Annotated in this window: 17 protein-coding genes; 7 read left to right on the top strand and 10 right to left on the bottom strand. The window is 48.9% G+C overall.

Going from position 1 to position 14452, the window contains the following annotated elements:
• The first annotated feature begins 5 nt into the window (after window positions 1-5).
• The 7 genes from FJ023_04255 to FJ023_04225 all read left to right on the top strand — a co-directional run bounded on the left by FJ023_04255 (window position 6) and on the right by FJ023_04225 (window position 5846).
• Window positions 6-1493, top strand: coding sequence for an NADH-quinone oxidoreductase subunit M (locus FJ023_04255; protein ID MBM4446551.1), 1488 nt, complete (start codon window positions 6-8; stop codon window positions 1491-1493).
• A gap of 9 nt (window positions 1494-1502) precedes the next feature.
• Entirely contained in the window at window positions 1503-1931 is a 429-nt protein-coding gene (locus FJ023_04250; protein MBM4446550.1) for an NUDIX domain-containing protein, read from the top strand.
• Between the two features lie 4 nt (window positions 1932-1935).
• Complete coding sequence (locus FJ023_04245; protein MBM4446549.1) at window positions 1936-3405, top strand: NADH-quinone oxidoreductase subunit N; 1470 nt, start codon at window positions 1936-1938, stop codon at window positions 3403-3405.
• Between the two features lie 125 nt (window positions 3406-3530).
• Window positions 3531-3785, top strand: coding sequence for a hypothetical protein (locus FJ023_04240; GenBank protein MBM4446548.1), 255 nt, complete (start codon window positions 3531-3533; stop codon window positions 3783-3785).
• A gap of 236 nt (window positions 3786-4021) precedes the next feature.
• Entirely contained in the window at window positions 4022-4846 is an 825-nt protein-coding gene (locus tag FJ023_04235) for an NAD(+)/NADH kinase (GenBank protein ID MBM4446547.1), read from the top strand.
• The gene (locus FJ023_04230; GenBank protein ID MBM4446546.1) at window positions 4843-5304 is read left to right on the top strand and encodes an N-acetyltransferase; all 462 of its coding nucleotides are present in this window, start codon (window positions 4843-4845) and stop codon (window positions 5302-5304) included. The genes FJ023_04235 and FJ023_04230 overlap by 4 nt, the downstream gene beginning before the upstream one ends.
• 8 nt (window positions 5305-5312) lie before the next feature.
• A complete protein-coding gene (locus tag FJ023_04225; GenBank protein MBM4446545.1) occupies window positions 5313-5846 on the top strand; it encodes an NUDIX hydrolase in 534 nt (177 codons plus the stop codon).
• A 9-nt stretch (window positions 5847-5855) separates the two neighbouring features.
• Here the strand turns inward: FJ023_04225 and FJ023_04220 are convergent, their stop codons facing one another.
• The 10 genes from FJ023_04220 to FJ023_04175 are packed head-to-tail and all read right to left on the bottom strand — an operon-like array spanning window position 5856 to window position 14448.
• Entirely contained in the window at window positions 5856-6413 is a 558-nt protein-coding gene (locus FJ023_04220) for a Fe-S-containing hydro-lyase (GenBank protein MBM4446544.1), read from the bottom strand.
• A gap of 20 nt (window positions 6414-6433) precedes the next feature.
• A complete protein-coding gene (locus FJ023_04215) occupies window positions 6434-7264 on the bottom strand; it encodes a succinate dehydrogenase iron-sulfur subunit (protein ID MBM4446543.1) in 831 nt (276 codons plus the stop codon).
• Window positions 7265-7272: 8 nt separating this feature from the next.
• Window positions 7273-7635 (bottom strand): hypothetical protein, encoded by a 363-nt coding sequence (locus FJ023_04210; protein ID MBM4446542.1) that lies wholly within the window; start codon window positions 7633-7635, stop codon window positions 7273-7275.
• Complete coding sequence (locus FJ023_04205) at window positions 7635-8078, bottom strand: hypothetical protein (GenBank protein ID MBM4446541.1); 444 nt, start codon at window positions 8076-8078, stop codon at window positions 7635-7637. Before FJ023_04205 ends, FJ023_04210 begins: the two co-directional genes overlap by 1 nt.
• Before the next feature lie 9 nt (window positions 8079-8087).
• Window positions 8088-9797 (bottom strand): succinate dehydrogenase/fumarate reductase flavoprotein subunit, encoded by a 1710-nt coding sequence (locus tag FJ023_04200; GenBank protein MBM4446540.1) that lies wholly within the window; start codon window positions 9795-9797, stop codon window positions 8088-8090.
• Window positions 9794-10639, bottom strand: a complete 846-nt coding sequence (locus FJ023_04195) for a fumarate hydratase (GenBank protein ID MBM4446539.1) — start codon at window positions 10637-10639, stop codon at window positions 9794-9796. Before FJ023_04195 ends, FJ023_04200 begins: the two co-directional genes overlap by 4 nt.
• Before the next feature lie 7 nt (window positions 10640-10646).
• Window positions 10647-11576: a malate dehydrogenase gene (gene mdh / locus FJ023_04190; GenBank protein MBM4446538.1), complete on the bottom strand. Its 930-nt coding sequence runs from the start codon at window positions 11574-11576 to the stop codon at window positions 10647-10649.
• A 1-nt stretch (window position 11577) separates the two neighbouring features.
• Window positions 11578-12666 (bottom strand): isocitrate/isopropylmalate dehydrogenase family protein, encoded by a 1089-nt coding sequence (locus tag FJ023_04185; GenBank protein ID MBM4446537.1) that lies wholly within the window; start codon window positions 12664-12666, stop codon window positions 11578-11580.
• Between the two features lie 22 nt (window positions 12667-12688).
• The gene (locus tag FJ023_04180) at window positions 12689-13183 is read right to left on the bottom strand and encodes a 3-isopropylmalate dehydratase small subunit (protein ID MBM4446536.1); all 495 of its coding nucleotides are present in this window, start codon (window positions 13181-13183) and stop codon (window positions 12689-12691) included.
• Window positions 13184-13194: 11 nt separating this feature from the next.
• Window positions 13195-14448: a 3-isopropylmalate dehydratase large subunit gene (locus FJ023_04175; GenBank protein ID MBM4446535.1), complete on the bottom strand. Its 1254-nt coding sequence runs from the start codon at window positions 14446-14448 to the stop codon at window positions 13195-13197.
• Between the last annotated feature and the right edge of the window lie 4 nt (window positions 14449-14452).

The following is a 14452-nucleotide window of genomic DNA, read 5'->3' as shown; positions in this document are numbered from 1 at the left end:
GTGATTTGAGTTTTGCTTATCTATCAACCATAGTCTTTCTCCCGGTAGTCGGGCTGGTAATTATTGCCTTATTGCCTAAACCGCAGCAAAAGACCATAAAACTTATAGCCCTGATATTCGCCCTGGCTTCATTTGCTCTGTCGATAGCTGTTTTCTGTCTTTTTGACCGTTCTGCTGGCGCTATTGGACAGATTCAATTTGAGGAAAAACTCTCCTGGATATCGGCAATCAACGCTTATTACCATCTCGGTGTTGATGGCCTCAGCTTGCCTCTGGTGATACTGATGACATTCCTCGGCGTCTTGGCGGTGCTGGTGTCGTGGAATATACAGTTGAGGCCTAAGGAATATTTCATCTGGTTATTGCTTTTGGAGGCGAGCATACTGGGTGTTTTTTGCTCCTTAGACCTTATCTTGTTCTTCTTGTTCTGGGAACTAGAGCTTATCCCTATGTATTTTCTCATCTCTATTTGGGGCAGTGGCAGGAAAGAGTACTCAGCTATCAAGTATGTGATATACACCCTGGTCGGCAGCGCCCTGATGCTGGCTGGCATTTTGAGCATTTATTTTACAACTGGTAGCTTGAACATGATGGAGCTGGCTGGTCTGGCTGCTGCCAGGCCAGTTATCCCGCTGGCGGCCATGTTTTTATTGATGTTGGTTGGTTTCGCTATTAAGCTGCCGGTTTTTCCCTTACATACTTGGTTGCCCGATGCCCATACTGATGCTCCGACAGCGGCGAGCGTGATTTTGGCCGGGGCATTGCTGAAGATGGGTGGCTACGGGATGATTCGGCTTTGTGTAACCATCTTCCCTGGGGTTGCCCTGCATTACGCTCCGTTGCTGGTAGTCTTCGCCGTTGTCAGTGTACTCTATGGAGCGGCGGTAACTTTAAGGCAGAAGGATTTGAAGCGGTTGATCGCTTACAGTAGCGTTAGCCACATGGGGTATGTGCTTCTGGGCATTTTCGCCTTGAGTCAAATAAGTCTGACCGGGGCCACTTTGCAGATGTTCAGCCATGGCATTATCACCGGACTTCTCTTTGCTATGGTAGGGCTGGTCTACGATAAATCTCATGAGCGCAATCTGGACAATCTGGGTGGGCTAGCCCGACGGATGCCGGTTATAGTAGTGGTCTTCAGCATCGCCGGCTTAGCGTCTTTAGGCTTACCGGGCACAAGCGGTTTTGCTGCTGAGTTTATTACCTTTGTGGGAAGCTACTCGAGCCTGGCTGTTGAAGGCATTCGAATATATACCATTCTGGGTGTCTTTGGGATTGTCTTAACTGCCGGCTACATTTTGTGGATGCTGCAGCGAGTTTTCTACGGCCCGCCATTGGAGAAATTCAGCGACGTACCCGATGCCAACAATATTGAGAAGGTATGCGTCTTTTCTTTTGTTGCTGCTATTATGCTTGTCGGTATTTACCCAGCTATCCTAACTGATGTCATCAAGCTGGGGGTTGAGCCGATAGTAAGGCTAGTAGGTTTGTGATAGGGGTGAATGATTACGTCTCAGATAATGGTGGCGGTGGGGGCGGTTATTGAGGATGACGAAGGTAGAATACTTTTAGTTAAACACAAGCCGGAAAGGGGTGGTTTTTGGCAAAGAAAGTGGATTTGCCCAGGCGGTAAACTGGAGCTGGGAGAAACGATTGCTGAGGGCATAAAACGTGAGATTAAAGAGGAGACAGGATTAGAGATAGAATTGGTCAGACCTTTGCCAGCTTTTGACCGAATTGTGAAGTCGGCTGGTGGAGTGAGCTTGCATGTGGTTTATATTAGCTACGTAGCCAAGCTAGCTGGTGGTGAACTCAAGGTGGATAGCGATGTTGGAGAAGCTCTATGGGTTAATAAGGAGGAACTTGATAGTATCTGGAAAGACATGCATGAAGATGCCAAAGAGTTGCTTAAATTAGCCGGGATGGTCTAATTGCATGACAATTAGTGAGCTTCGTTTTTTGACACCGGAACTCAGTCTGCTGGGTTTTGCCCTCGTGGTAATTCTGGTTGATTTATTTGTCAAGCAGAAGAAAGTCCTGGCTGGTCTTAGCATCGCTGGCCTGGTGGTTTCCGCTGGTTTCACCGTGGCGATTTGGGGAACACCCAGTGAAGCCATCTTCTACCGCATGCTGGCGGTCGACAATTTTGCTCTTTTCTTTAAACTCCTATTATTAGTAGCTGCCGGTCTCATTATACTGGCTTCCCAAGACTATGTGAGTAAATTCGAGAGATTTCAGGGCGAGTATTATGCGTTGGTGCTTATCTCGGCTCTAGGTATGATGCTGCTGGTGGCATCAGCCGACCTGATTGCTATCTATGTGGCTTTGGAATTGAGCGGCATCTCGCTGTATGTGCTAGCTACTTTTCTGAAGGACCAGAAATCATCTGAGGCCGGGCTGAAGTACCTGCTTCTGGGTGCTGTTGCCTCGGCAGTGCTCCTTTATGGCATGGCTTTGGTTTTCGGCTTTACCGGCAAGACATGCCTGATGTGTATTGCCGACTATGTTCGGGGTATGCCTGGCGCCGGTCTTCTAAACAACCCAGCTTTGCTTTTGGGTATGGTGCTTCTGGCTGCTGGCTTCGGCTTCAAGATCGCCAGTTTCCCATTCCAGATGTGGGTGCCCGATGTTTATGAAGGTGCGCCAACGCCGATTACCGCCTATATTTCTGTAGCCAGCAAGGCTGCAGGCTTTGCCGTTGTCCTTCGTATTTTCTTCGTCGCCCTTGGTGCTCCTGAATGGCTTAGCCTTAACTGGGGCATTTTATTTGCCATTTTGAGCGCTGTCACCATGACGGTGGGCAATGTGGTGGCTATTCTTCAGAGCAATATCAAGCGCATGCTCGGTTATTCCAGCATAGCTCAAGCTGGCTATCTCATGGTTGGGCTGGCTACGGTTGGGATGGCGGTAGGAAGCGATGCTTTGGGGCAAAGCGGGCTGCTCTTTTTCCTAATGAGCTACGCCGTTACTAATCTGGGAGCCTTTATTGCTATTATAGCTATCTCCAACAAGATCAAAAGTGATGAAATTAATGACTATTCCGGCATGGGTAAGCGAGCACCGCTCTTGGCTGTCGCTTTAACTCTTTGCTTGATTTCTCTGATTGGTTTGCCGCCGACAGCAGGGCTTATTGCCAAGATTTATATTTTTAGTGGAGCAGTGCAACATGGCTTACTGTGGCTGGTTATAGTAGCGGTGATAAATAGTTGTATCTCGGCTTTCTACTATCTGAGAGTGGTTAAGGTAATGTGGGTGGGCACTCCGACTTCAGAGGAGAGAGTGCCTTCGTCCTGGGCGCTGCGTATTGCTTTAGCTTTCTGCTGCCTCTTCGTCCTGCTTTTGGGTGTTGTCCCGGGTGGTTTTGTCGGTATTGCTGAAGCTGCCGTTCGCATGTTGGGCTCGTAAACTGCTTATCTTCAATCTCTTGTTCCTCCCATTAACGCGTCTCCCTCATTTTTTAAATAGATTAGTTATTGTCGCCTAGTTTTCCCTTTGGTATTATAAGCATATAGGAATAGAGGAGGTGACGCATGGCTGGCAAAACAGGGAAAATGGTTAGCTTGGAGGCAATTGAAGAACACCTCAAGCGGCAGGACAAAGAAATAGAGAAATCCCACATGGTGACCTTTTCTTTTTTTGGTGCGGCAGTGGCATTGGTGGGGGTCTCGGCTTGGCTGGCGAGAGTTCCAAATATTACCATATGTGACTACGCATTTTTTATAATCTTGGGACTAGCTGTTATGGGGATAGCATCGTGGGGGGTCTCCAGGATTGGAAAGAAGTAAACTATCAACCAAATATTTTTATCAGTCATCTCTATATGCAATTACATGTAGCCATGAGGCTTTAGCCTCGTGGCTACGGCCATGAAGGGACGCAGTTATGACGAATGTAGGGACAGGTCTTTAGACCTGTCCAAAGCGGACAGACCTGAAGGTCTGTCCTTACAACTATTATCACGTTGTTTCGCTGGTATATTTTCTTGACACCCTTTAGCAGGCGGTGATAGACTCCTCTTGCTGTGAAACGGGTTGGCATTTTATATCACCCAAAAATTGAGAAGGCTGAGGCTTTTAGCCGAGAGCTGGAGAAATTTCTGAAAGCTCAGGGCGTTTCCTTCTGGACGTGCTCGTCATGGGAGGAGGAGAAGGCGAAGCCTCAGATAGCCGGCTCGGAATTAATACTGAGCATCGGGGGTGATGGCACTATACTGCGGGCAGTACGAGCCGTTATTCCGCAGGCAGTGCCAATTGTAGGTATAAACCTGGGTAACCTGGGTTTTATGACTGAGCTTAAAGCTGATGAAGCTTTTGAGAAGTTGCCTCGGCTGCTGGATGGTGGTGGTTGGATTGAAGAGAGAGCTATGCTTGAAGCTGTGCTGTTATCTCAGGACAAGGTTTTTCATGCCATGAACGATATTTTTGTTGGGCGAAGGAACTTTGCGCGGCTGGTTCAGGTTGAGACCAGGGTTAATGGCGAGATTTTAGCGACCCATCGGGCTGATGGCGTCATAGTGGCTACGGCTACTGGTAGCACAGGTTACTCACTGGCGGCTGGTGGGCCTATTCTTCATCCACAGGCGAACGAAATCATATTCAAGCCGGTTTGTCCTCATCTGACTCTGGATAGAGCTGTGGTTTTGCCTGCCGAAGCTGAAATCCAGTTGAAGGTGACTACAACCCATGAAGCCATGCTCAGCATTGATGGGCAGGTGGAGTTGCCACTACGCAGCGGAGATCAAGTTAAAGTTAAACTTAGCCCTTATGTAGGGCGTTTCTTAAGGATTCGTCCCAAAGCTTATTTTTACAGTTATCTGGAGTCGAGACTTAAAGGGAAGATATCATGAAATTAGAGAAAGCTAAAATAAACGATGCCCAGCGGATACATGAGCTGGTCAACAGCTTCGCCGACAAAGGCGAGATGCTGCCTTGGGCATTAAGCGAGATATATGAGAACCTGCGCGACTTTTTCGTCGTCAGGGATAGTAATAAACAGGTTATCGGCTGTGTTGCTCTTCATATTAATTGGTCAGATTTGGCTGAGATTAGGTCTTTAGCAGTGAGCGGAGATAAACAAGCTCAGGGATTAGGCTCAACGCTTGTTGAGGCCTGTCTCGATGAAGCCAGAGAACTGGGAATTCCTACAATTTTTTGCCTGAGCTACAAGCCAGCTTTTTTCGAAAAACATAACTTCCGTCAGGTTGACAAGATGGAATTGCCACGAAAAGTATGGGCGGAGTGCTATCGTTGCCCCAAGTTTCCGGATTGTGATGAGGTGGCTCTGATCTATCGATTTGAGAGGTGAGAACTGAGATGGAGAAGACTTTGTCTAGCCAGCGGGTTTATGATGGCCGGGCGGTGAAACTGAGGGTTGACACGGTTCGGAAGCCCAGCGGCAAGATTACCACCAGGGAAGTCGTTGAGCATAGCGATTGTGTGGCGGTGGTAGCTCTGGATTCTAAAGACAGGGCTATCTTGGTGCGCCAGTATCGCAGCGCTGTGGGCAAAACGCTTCTGGAGATTCCAGCAGGTGGCATTGACCAGGGTGAACAACCCATCAACTGTGTCCGCCGTGAGTTGCAAGAAGAGATAGGTTATTTGCCCAACAAGATAGACAAACTCGGCGGTTTCTATGCAGCTCCTGGCTATTGTACTGAATATTTGCACCTGTATCTGGCTACATATCTTATACCCAGTCGTCTTGAGGCTGAGGACACAGAAGACATAGAGGTGGTTCGAGTACCTTTATCACAGATACCTGACCTTATTGCTTCCGGGGAAATCTGTGATGCTAAGAGTGTAGCTGGGTTGCTAAGGGTTATCTCACTTGGACTGAAGGGCAGTTAACTGTGCAAGTTATGTCTTGATTTGATACTTAGCCTTGCCCTGTTCGTACAAATCACCGCCATAGATGTCGTTAATGACGGTGGCGGGGAAGTTTTCTATCTCCAGGCGGCGTATTGCCTCTGCACCTAAGTCTTCGTAAGCTATAACCTCTGCTTTCTTGATGCTCTTTGATATAAGGGCTCCTGCACCACCTATGGCGGCAAAATACACGGCTTTGTATTGTTTCATAGCATCTTTTACTGCTTGTGTTCGGTTGCCTTTGCCAATCATTCCTTTAAGGCCGGCAGCCATGAGGCGGGGGGCGTAGCTATCCATTCTTCCGCTGGTTGTCGGTCCGGCTGAGCCGATGACTTGCCCGGGCCTGGCCGGAGATGGGCCCATGTAGTAGACAGTATGATTTGTGAGGTCAAAAGGTAGTTTTTCACCTCTGTCTAGGGCTTCAACCAGGCGTTTGTGAGCAGCATCTCGAGCCGTGTAAATCACGCCGGTAATGAAAACTTGGTCGCCGGCTTTTAGCCTTTTTATGGTCTCCTCGTCGAGCGGGGACTTGATATTTAGAGTTTTCATTGCTATCCCTCCGAGGTAGCTTATTTACTTCCTTTCACAGTGAAGTCAGGGAAGGGAACTTTGGATTTGGTCTGGGTTGGTGGTGGCATTATCGAAGCAGGCTGCTCCTTTCTGCCGATTCCTACAGCCCGGGATACCATTAGTCTTTTGAGTAGTTGAATGGCTAAAGCTGGGTCTAATCCTTTGGGGCAGGCTTCGGAGCAAGCACCGGCGAGATGACAGTGCCATACGCCGTGGTCGGTGTCTACCACAGGGAATCTCTCCGGCTCGCCTTCATCGCGGTTGTCGGCGCAGTAACGATAGCACTGAGCCAGAGCCTGTGGGCCAGTGAAAAGCTTGTCACTGGCTGACGTGGGGCAAGCAGATATACAAATGCCGCACTTTATGCAGTAGGTAAATTGTAAGAAAGCATCTAATGCTTGGGGCGACTGGGCAAATTCAGCAGTTGGGTTTTCCATTTCCTTGCCATCACGGCGTAAGATGTAGGGCTTTATTGATTTGTGAATTTCGAAGAATGGAGTGAGGTCAACCACCAGGTCTTTGATGATTGGCAGGTTGGGTAGTGGTTTGATGGTTAACCTGCTTGAGTGAAACTCTTCTATTTGTGTATGGCAGGCAAGATGTGGGTAGTTGTTGATAAGCATGCCACAGGAGCCGCATATTGCCATGCGGCATGAGGTACGAAAAGCCAGGGTGCTATCAAGATTCTCCTTTATGTATATAAGGCCATCGAGTACCGTCATGCCTCGGCTGGACGTGACTACGAATTCCTGGAAATGAGGCTCACCATCTTTTTCAGGATTATATCTCTGGACTTTGAGCGTTATCTGTCCGTTTTTTTCTTTATCCATGATGCCTCCTATGTGGATAACAGCGCAATTGGCACATAGACAGACCAGACGAAGACGATGATGCCAAAAGCTACAATAGCCCAGGTAACAATGTGCTCGGTTCTGGCTGATGGTGTCAGCTCCAGGATGATGTTACGCAGTCCGTTGAGGGCGTGATACAGAACGACAGCCAGTAAGGCTATATATATGCCAGCCCATATAACTTCGCGAGACCGTTCTATCATGGAATGCCACGAAGTTATGTCACTGATATCGATCCCGAAAAAGCCGAGGATGGCATCGAGGTGCATCCATACCATGTGTATGCCTGCTAGCAATGCTATCAGCACGCCAGTAACCAGTTGTATGAACCAGAGGTAAGTATTGCGCATCACCAACCTCCTGCGATGAAGTCATAAAAGAACACCAGGCACAGGATTAAAATTATGCCTATCATGGCCATTGTCCAGAGGCGCTTTTTACGTAACGAATCTCGATAAGGATAAATTGGTGGGGTTGGCTTTCCCATCAGAAAACCGAGTTCTTGTAGGATGAGGCGTAGGCCGTTTAAAGAATGGTAAACTAAGGCGACAACAACCAGATATTCGCCGATTTTAAACCACGGATTGCGAAGGATGCTCATCGTAGTTTCCCAGACATCCTGGCCTTGAATACGGAAAATGGTTGTCATGGTCAGATGTATCAGTAGGAAGAGCAAGATTCCCAGTCCAGTTACCCGGTGCAGTATGTACAGGTAACGCTCTAGTTTGTAATTGCCTGCCCATACCCAGCCGCCAATGCCTAGATGGTTTTGTCGTGGCTGTATCTGTCTCATGTTTAGTCCCTAATATTTCCTTTCTACCGGCTGCCACATGGTGATGGTTACGGGCATGTAATCGAGCCGCGGTCCTTTTGGTGTGTAGTGAGCCAGGGTATGTTTGAGCCAGTTGACATCGTCACGATTGGGAAAATCTCGTCGAGAGTGAGCTCCTCGGGATTCGGTGCGGGCTAGAGCTCCGGCGACGATGATTTCAGCCAGGTCAAGCAGGTTATCGGCTTCTAAGGCGCTGAGCAGGTCAGTATTATATATGCGTCCGCGGTCTTTGACTTTGACATCAGGCAGGCACTGCTTTATCTCTATTATCTTATGCAGGGCTGCTTTTAGTTCCGAGCCGGTGCGGAATACACCTACCTTACTATCCATTGTTTTCTGCAGTTCCCTGCGTAGAGCATAGGCGCTTTCTTTGCCGTCAGAGCTAAACCTATTGAAGACTCGCGCCTCTTCATCCTTTAATGTAGCTTCTTTAGGTGCTGGACGCGGAGTCTTCTGTTTAGAGACATACTTAGCGGCTTCATCTCCGGTTTTCTTTCCCCAGACAAGGCATTCTGTGGTTGAATTGGAGCCGAGGCGATTGGCGCCATGGAGCGATACACAGGCGGCCTCGCCGGCTGCCCAGATGCCTTCTATTGGTGTAGCTCCGTTAATGTCGGTGTGGATGCCGCCCATAAAATAGTGAGCGGCGGGACGAATGGGTATTGGTTTGTAGATGGGGTCGATGAAGTTGAACTTCATAGCGACCTCTCGAATCATCGGCAGCCGTTCGTTGATTTTCGCAGCGCCGAGATGACGCAGGTCGATGTGAACATAATCGAGACCATCGGGACCCTGGAATCCTCTTCCCACCTCGATTTCAGTCATCTCAGAGCGGGAGACAATGTCTCGAGGGGCTACCTCCATCTTAGACGGAGCGTATTTTTCCATAAATCTTTCATCTTTGTTATTGAGCAGATAGCCGCCTTCACCTCGTGCCGCCTCTGTAATCAGGATGCCGGAGGGCACCAGTCCGGTGGGATGAAACTGGACGAACTCCAGATCCTTGATAGGCAATCCGGCCCGATAAGCCATGGCTAGGCCATCGCCTGTCGCAGTAAGAGAATAAGTAGTGAAGCCGAACATGCGGCAAGCACCACCGGTAGCGATGATTAGAGCCTTGCCTTGAATCAGGAAGAACTCACCACTGGTTAGATCCCAGGCAGTTACGCCGCAGAATGAATTGTCTTTTGTTAGGATGGAGCTAACGTAGCATTCATCGTATCTGCGTATATTGGCATATTTCTGTAAAGTGTCGTAGAGAGTCTGCATTTCGGCAAAGCCTGTCTTATCGGCAGCGAAGACTGCGCGGTCATAGCTATGGCCGCCGAATGGTCGTTGAGCGATGCGTCCATCCGGACGCCGTGACCAGGGTATGCCCCAGTGCTCTAATAGCAATATTTCGCTAGGTGCCTCTTCGACGAAGTGCTTCACCACGTCCTGGTCGCAAAGGAAGTCCGCACCTCTGACTGTATCCCAGGAGTGGAGTTCAAAGCTGTCTCCTTCATCCGGCTGCATGACTGCTGCAGTACCACCCTCGGCGCAGACTGAGTGAGAACGCATCAACTGAACTTTGGAGACGATGGCAACATCGAGGTCTGGATTTCGGGCAGCTTCTATGGCAGCACGTAGTCCGGCAAGTCCCGATCCCAGAACTATAATATCGTGTTTTTGGCTCGTCACAGTATTGCCTCCTTATGACGAGCACACCAACATTGAATATTAACTGCCACGGGCATGCTGGCTATATGTGCTGGGAAGACTTCAGCATGAACGGCTAAGGCGGTTGTCCTGCCACCATAGCCCATCGGCCCAATGCCCAGGTTATTCACACGTTGCAGGATTTCCTTCTCCAGCTCAGCAACCTCTGGGTCTCGATTTGGCTCGCCGACTTTGCGCAGAAGTGCTTTCTTGGCCATTGCCATTGTTTTATCTGTTGTTCCGCCTATGCCTAGCCCGATGATGATAGGTGGACACGGGTTGCTACCGGACTCATTGACAAGATTTACCACGAAATCTATAATTCCCTGCCGCCCTTTTGCTGGGGGCATAACTGTCAGGCGGGAGCAGTTTTCCGAGCCGCCCCCTTTAGGTATCACGCTGATTTTAAGTTTATCGCCGGGAACGATATCGGTGTGAATGATTGCCGGAGTGTTATCTTTGGTATTCACCCGTGCTGAGAATGGCTGATTCACCATAGATTTGCGCAGATAGCCTTTGTCGTATCCCTGGCGAACACCTTCATTTATGCAGGTATAAAGGTCTCCACCGGTTATGTGAACTTCTTGCCCCATTTCCAGTAAGACCACTGCGGCGCCTGTATCCTGACATAGGGGTATTTTCTCCTTGGTGGAGATTTCGGTATTCTCAAGCATTTGAGCTAAAACGTCTTTAGCCACGGGTGACTCTTCTTTCTCTCTTGCCTGCTTGAGCGCTGTGAGCACATCTTCAGGGAGATAAAGGCAAGCTTCCTGAAACAGGTTGGATATGGTTTCTGTTATCTGTTTGCAGTCGATGTCCCGCATTAGCCGATTACTCCAAATTCATTATTTTGGCAAGCTCTTTTACGGCCTCGGCTGATTTCTTGAGTGCGGTGCTCTCCTCTGCCGTTAGCTTGAGCTCGATTATCTGCTCAATGCCATCTTTACCTACCTTTGCTGGAACACCAACTACTGCACCCTTTATTCCATACTCGCCATCAAGATAGACAGCGCAGGGTAAGATTCTCTTCTTGTCCAGGAGTATAGATTCGACCATTTGAGCGGTAGCCGCCGCCGGAGCATAAAAGGCGCTTCCCGTCTTCAGTAGGGCAACTATTTCGCCACCCCCTTTGACCGTCCGCTCAACGATTTTGTTTACAGTTTCCTGCGGCAGAAGCTCGGTTATTGGGATGCCGCCCACGGTGGTTAGCCTTGGGATAGCCACCATGGTATCTCCGTGCCCACCCAGAACGCAGGCATAAATGTCTTCGACTGAGACATTGAGTTCCTGAGCCAGAAAGGTTCTGAATCTGGCGGTATCCAAAATGCCTGACTGCCCGAAGACGCGTTGCCGAGGAAATTTGCTGACGTGAAGAGCTAACTGCGTCATGGCGTCTAAGGGATTGGCCACCATAATAAGGATGCAGTTGGGAGAGTATTTCGCCACCTGTTCAGTGACCGATTTCACGATATTCATATTAGTCAGTACCAGGTCATCACGGCTCATTCCTGGTTTTCTCGGCACCCCTGAAGTAATGGCTACGATGTCAGAGTTGGCAGTTTCTTCGTAGGAATTAGTGCCGATGACTTTGGCATCTGAGCCGGTAATTGGACCTGTTTGTAGCATGTCCAGTCCTTTGCCCTGAGGTAAGCCATCTACGATGTCCACCACTACCACATCAGCGTATCCTTTTTCGGCGATACGCTGGGCTAGAGTAGCACCTACATTCCCGGCGCCGATGACGCTAACTTTACTACGCATTTTACCCTCCTTGTTTTTTGAGTTTTTCAATCACTGCATCAGCCACCTCTGAGGTAGTTGCTGCAGGTTGATTGCGGTCTGGCTTTAAGTCGTAGGTGACCTTTTTGCCTTCAGATATTACGTCAGCTATAGCTTTTTCTAGTCTATCTGCCGTTTTAATTTCGTTGAGGTGGCGGAGCATCATCACTGCTGAGAGCATCATAGCCATGGGATTAACTTTATTCTGACCAGTGTATCTTGGTGCGCTACCATGAGTAGGTTCGAAAACTGCTATATTATCACCCGTGTTAGCCCCGGGTGCAACACCTAGCCCGCCGACCAATCCAGCACAAAGGTCGGAGACGATATCTCCATAGAGGTTAGGTAAGACGATGACATCGTATTGCTGAGGATTTCTGGCAAGCCGCATGCACAGTGCGTCAATAACTACATCTTCGAACTCTATGGTTGGATATTCCTTAGCCACTTCACGGGCGGTAGCCAGAAATAGGCCATCGGAGAACTTTAAGATATTAGCTTTATGGGCAGCGCTGATTTTTTTTCTCTTATTAGCAAGGGCATATTCAAAAGCGAACTTGACGATGCGCCTGGAAGCTGTTTCAGAAATCACCTTTATGCTGAAGCCGGAATCTTCCTTCACTTTTGTCTGTGTGGTCTCGAAAATGAGTTTTGCCAGTCTATCGCCCCCATTAGTCCCTTTGGCAAATTCAATACCGCTGTAAAGGTCCTCTGTATTCTCGCGAACGATTACGATATCTACGTTTTCAAAGGGCGTGGGCGCGCCGGGGTAGGTCTTACACGGGCGGAGGCAAGCGTAGAGGTCTAAACTTTGCCTTAAAGCTACATTGACGCTCCTAAAGCCGATGCCTATCGGCGTGGTTACCGGGCCTTTTAGAGCTACCTTATTCTTCCTGATGGATTCGAGAACATAATCAGGCAAAGGTGTGCCAAATTTATCCTGAGCTCCCTGGCCGACTGTTCCAATATCCCACTCAAATTTAACACCGGTGGCTTCCAATACCCTTTTAGTCGCTTCAGTAATCTCAGGGCCAATTCCATCGCCGGGGATAAGGGTCACTTTGTGAGGCATAAGATATTCCCTATTTATAATATCAGAGTTCAAAGTTGCCATGTTTGGTTATGTAGGGGACGAGCCCGCCTTCGTCAAGTATGTCCAGCATCACCTTTGGAATTTTGCCAAAGGTAAGCTGGCCACGGTTGGTCAAGTCGGTAACTACACCCGTGGCTAAATTTACCTCTATTTCATCACCAGCGTCAATTTTGTTGGTATCACAAATCAGGACTGGTAATCCCTGATTTATGGCATTTCTGAAAAAGATGCGGGCGACTGATTTTACCAGGATAGCGCTCACCCCGGCAATTTTAATAACTAGTGCAGCATGTTCCCGGCTGGAACCAAGCCCAAAGTTCTTGCCGGCAATGATGAAGTCACCTGGTTTCACTTTGTTAGCGAAAGTTGGATCAGCATCTTCCATAACGTGTTTGGCTAACTCTGGCAAATCGCTTCTCAAGTGTGCGTATTTACCCGGTATGATATGGTCGGTAGAAATGTTGTCACCGAACTTAAAAGCCCTGCCTTTAAGAATTGTGTTAGACATCATGACACCTTTCTCGGGTCTGTAATTTCGCCGGTCAATGCTGAAGCGGCAGCTGTAGCTGGACTAGCCAGATATATTGAGGCCTCTGGGTTGCCCATACGACCTTTGAAATTACGATTAGCTGTTGATAGGCAGGCTTCATTATCTCCGAGAACGCCTTGGTGGAGGCCGAGACAGGCAGCGCATCCTGGTGGGAGTATCATAGCCCCAGCCGCAGCTAGCACCTGGATGTAGCCAATCCTCATGGCTTTGGTCAGGACTTGCTGTGATGCCGGAGCTATTATTAGCCTGACGCTTGGGTGGCATTTCTTCTTTTTGAGAATGGTAGCAGCTATGGCTAAATCTTCAAGTCGACCGTTGGTGCAGGTGCCGATGAATACCTGGTCGATTTTAGTACCGGCGAGCATATTTACTGGAGCGACATTATCTACAGTGTGAGGCATGGCTACCATAGGTTCAATTTCGGAGGCATCGATGATGATAGCACGTTCATAATTGGCATCATCATCCGGTCGAAGAGGCCTGTATTTATTGCCTCTCCTTTGAGCCGCCAAGTATCTTAGGGTGACATTATCGCTGGGGAAAATGCCGACCTTGGCACCAGCTTCCACTGCCATATTGGCTACAGTCAAGCGTTGTGAGATGGTCATGTTAGCTACCGTGTTACCGTTGAATTCTAATGCTTTGTAGGTGGCACCGTCAGCTCCTAGTACGCTGATAAGGTGGAGGACAAGGTCTTTGGCACCAACCCATTTTCGAAATCTGCCGCTGATGCTAATTTTGAAGGTCTCTGGTACTCGAAACCATGTCTTGCCCAGGGCGAAAACAACGGCAATGTCACTGGACCCCATTCCAGTGGCAAAGGCCCCTAGACCGCCAGCAGTCACAGTATGTGAGTCAGCACCGACGATAATATCACCCGGGTTGGCAAACATTTCGGCTACTAGCTGATGGCATATGCCACTGCCGCCTTCGAAAATCAGACAGCCGGTATCCTCAGCGAAGCGGCGTAGGAATTTATGGTCATTAGACAGTTGCCGGTTAGGGCTTGGTATGGCGTGGTCAAGAAAGATGGCGGTTTGCTGCGGGTTGGCTATGCGGCCGTGTTTGATTTCTTTGAACTGCCGGATAGTTAAGGGGCCGGTGGTGTCTTGCACAAAGGCTAAATCCACCTGGGCAATGACTATATCGCCTGCTCTGGCATCAGACCCTGATTTTTCACTTAGTATTTTCTCACTGAGGGTTTTCCCCATTAAA

This window comes from Chloroflexota bacterium, assembly GCA_016875875.1.
Classification (GTDB): Bacteria; Chloroflexota; Dehalococcoidia; order GIF9; family UBA5629; genus 9FT-COMBO-48-23.
Note: the sequence above shows the minus strand (reverse complement) of the source record. Positions and strands in the feature narration are given on the sequence as shown.